This window comes from Acinetobacter sp. YH12142, assembly GCF_013418435.1.
GTDB classification, from domain to species: Bacteria; Pseudomonadota; Gammaproteobacteria; order Pseudomonadales; family Moraxellaceae; genus Acinetobacter; species Acinetobacter amyesii.
In genome coordinates, this window is sequence record NZ_VPCB01000043.1 from 1 (window position 1) to 2,690 (window position 2,690).

Genomic DNA, 2,690 nt, shown 5'->3' on the forward strand with positions numbered 1-2,690 from the left:
ATGAGGCATGTTCCGCGTCCTTGCAATACTGTGTTTACATACAGTCTATCGCTTAGCGGAAAGTTCTTTTACCCTCAGCCGAAATGCCTGCCGTTGCTAGACATTGCCAGCCAGTGCCCGTCACTCCGCGGTCTTCACTGCGTGATCGAGTTGATCGACACCCGCCGTGACACGCTCCATGAAGTGCCTGCCTGCGTCTGTTAGCCGAACGCCCCGCGCATGGCGCTCAAATAGCAGGACACCAAGGTTATCCTCCAGCGCTTTCACACGCGCGCTGACGCTCGACTGGCTGATACCAAGTGCCTTGGCCGCATGCCGAAAATTCAGATGCTCGGCGACGGCGATGAACTGAACAAGGGAAATGAGCGGTATCCTGCCAGACAGGATACCGACATTCACGAGGTTTCGATGGTTAGTGCGCCGCATCGGAGCGGGCCTGCTACCAGTCGTCGGTTAGACGACTGGCGACTTCTCGGTGGCAGCCCCACGGAGCCGAAGGAGCACCAGCCCCAACGAAACCAGTACCGCCATCGCCGTGGCGTAACAGATCACGGGCCACGCTGTGTCACCGTTTAAAAGTGCCACCGCCAATGTCCCGACAATGCTGACTATCAGGCTTTGAACGCAGAAGTAGAACGCGACCGCTGATCCCGCGATGTCGTCGAACTCTGCCAAAGCGCCGTTCGCGGTAACGGACACCGTGAAGACAATACCGACCGCGACAACCCACATCGGTAGGATGAAGGTGAGGAATGACGGCGAGCCGTAAAGTTCGCCGATCCCCAACAGGACCGCTCCGCAAACAAGCAACGCCATCCCACGCGCCACGCATCCTGCGATGCCCCATCTGGCGACAAAGGACTTCGCGAAACGGGTTGTCACGATCATTACAAGCGCGACAGTGGCGAAGGCAAAGCTGAATCCGATCTCGGAATATTCCGCTTGGCCTATGAGCACACGGGGAGCCGTCGAGAAGAAGACGAAGTAGGTGCCCATACCGGCGCTAAAGCCGACAGTGTAAACCCAAAAAGCCGGACTCGCGAAGATCGGCAAGACAGATCGGCGCGTCTTGACTTGATCCAGAGGGCGGGTTTCGTGCCACCTGAAACCCGCATTTAGGAGTGCGAGCATCGCCAGTATAGCCAAAGTAATGAATATCGCCTGCCATCCCAAGAACTCGCCGATCAATACTCCGGCGATAGGGCCGAGCGCAGGCACGAACGCCAGCATCGAACTGAAAAGGCCGTAGATGACGACACCCTCAGGACGGTTGGCATAAACGTCGCGAACCGTCGCGAACGTCGCCACCAGCATGGCCGACGCGCCCACTGCTTGAAGTAGACGGAAAGCGACAAAGGCCGGTGCAGTTGAAGACCAAGCTGCTCCCAGAGACGCAATGACGAAAGCCGTTGCGCCCGCAAGTAGAATTGGCCGTCGCCCGATTCTGTCTGAGAGCGGACCAAAAATCACCTGGCCCACGCCGAGCATCACCATATAGAGGCTCAACGTGAGTTGGATCATAGCGGGCGTCGTGTTCAGGATGCCGGGCATCGCTGGAACGACAGGGAGATAAATATCCATCGCCAGTGAAGCGAGGATGTCGAAAGGAGCCATCAGCAGCAGTGCTGCCGGCAGCGTATAGGCCCACGCGGGGCGTGTGGTGGTCATGACGAATCAACCCTCGATTAAGGAATACCGGGCGACGTCTGCTCGTCAGCAATCAGATGAGACTAGCCTTACAGAGCGCCGCAACAACAATACTGGTTGTTGCGGCTTACTTGTCTGCTGACTTGGAATTTCCCATCTGATTACTCCACGCTTACGAATATGAATTGCTACATTTTATCCGATTATCTTTTGCTTCGCAATGCGGCATGGGCGCACTCAGCGTTCCAGCCCCCTCTGCCGCCCTAACTGCCACGACACCGACCCGCCCTGCACGATGCCCATAACCTCGCGGCCGAGTTGGCGGTCGATGATCGGCCGCCACGGGACAAGGGTGAACTCATGGGATTTCTCGACCACGGCGAACTTGCCGCTCGATAGATGCACGGTTCCGGTAAACTTGCCGCTGACGCTCTCGCCGTCCGTGGCGGCGCGGAACGGCAGGCCCTTACTCAAAGCCATATCCGATCCGACGCCGGCTACCTCGCGCTCCCGCAGGATGGCGAGAAGGTTGCGCCGGTAGAAGACGCGGCTGTCCCGGCTGCGGGTGGCGTCGCCCTGTTCGATATGGTGCTCGCGGCGCTGGTCCATGGCTTCGCGGACTTGTTGCCCGAAGCCGGTTGGCGCAAGGTCGGCCGTCTCGCCGTGGATCAGCCGCCGGTCCAGCCAGGTCGCGCCGTCCGATCCGATCTGTTTGTTCAGATCGACCGGGGAAAGGACGCGAACGCTGGCCTGACTGTCTCGGCCGGCGTCATGGGCGGCGGCACGGCTGACCAGATCATCGGGGATGCGCCATTGGTCGGCGTCGATCCGCTCGACGATACCGGCCCGGCGTAGCGCCTCCAGCCGGCGCACATGGGCATCGACATAGCCCTCATAGTCGCCGCCTGGAACGCGGCACGTATAGGAAGAATAAACGCCCTTTTCACCCAAGTCCAACAGCTTTGGACCGCAGTTGACTCTTTCGACACCCCTGCGATGCAACCCAATCCGGCTGACGGGGAGCCAGCAACGCTGAAAATTTA

At 59.2% G+C, this 2,690-nt stretch carries 3 protein-coding genes; all 3 read right to left on the reverse strand.

Translation table 11 applies throughout. The features are described 5' to 3' along the window. Nucleotides 1-120 precede the first annotated feature (120 nt). Nucleotides 121-426, reverse strand: coding sequence for a LysR family transcriptional regulator (locus tag FTU77_RS15780; protein WP_001255015.1), 306 nt, complete (start codon nucleotides 424-426; stop codon nucleotides 121-123). Nucleotides 427-453: 27 nt separating this feature from the next. Then, the gene (gene floR, locus FTU77_RS15785) at nucleotides 454-1,668 is read right to left on the reverse strand and encodes a chloramphenicol/florfenicol efflux MFS transporter FloR (RefSeq protein ID WP_000214122.1); all 1,215 of its coding nucleotides are present in this window, start codon (nucleotides 1,666-1,668) and stop codon (nucleotides 454-456) included. A 216-nt stretch (nucleotides 1,669-1,884) separates the two neighbouring features. Further along, nucleotides 1,885-2,690: DUF3363 domain-containing protein (locus FTU77_RS16090; RefSeq protein ID WP_223411754.1), on the reverse strand; the 806-nt coding region annotated here is incomplete at its 5' end.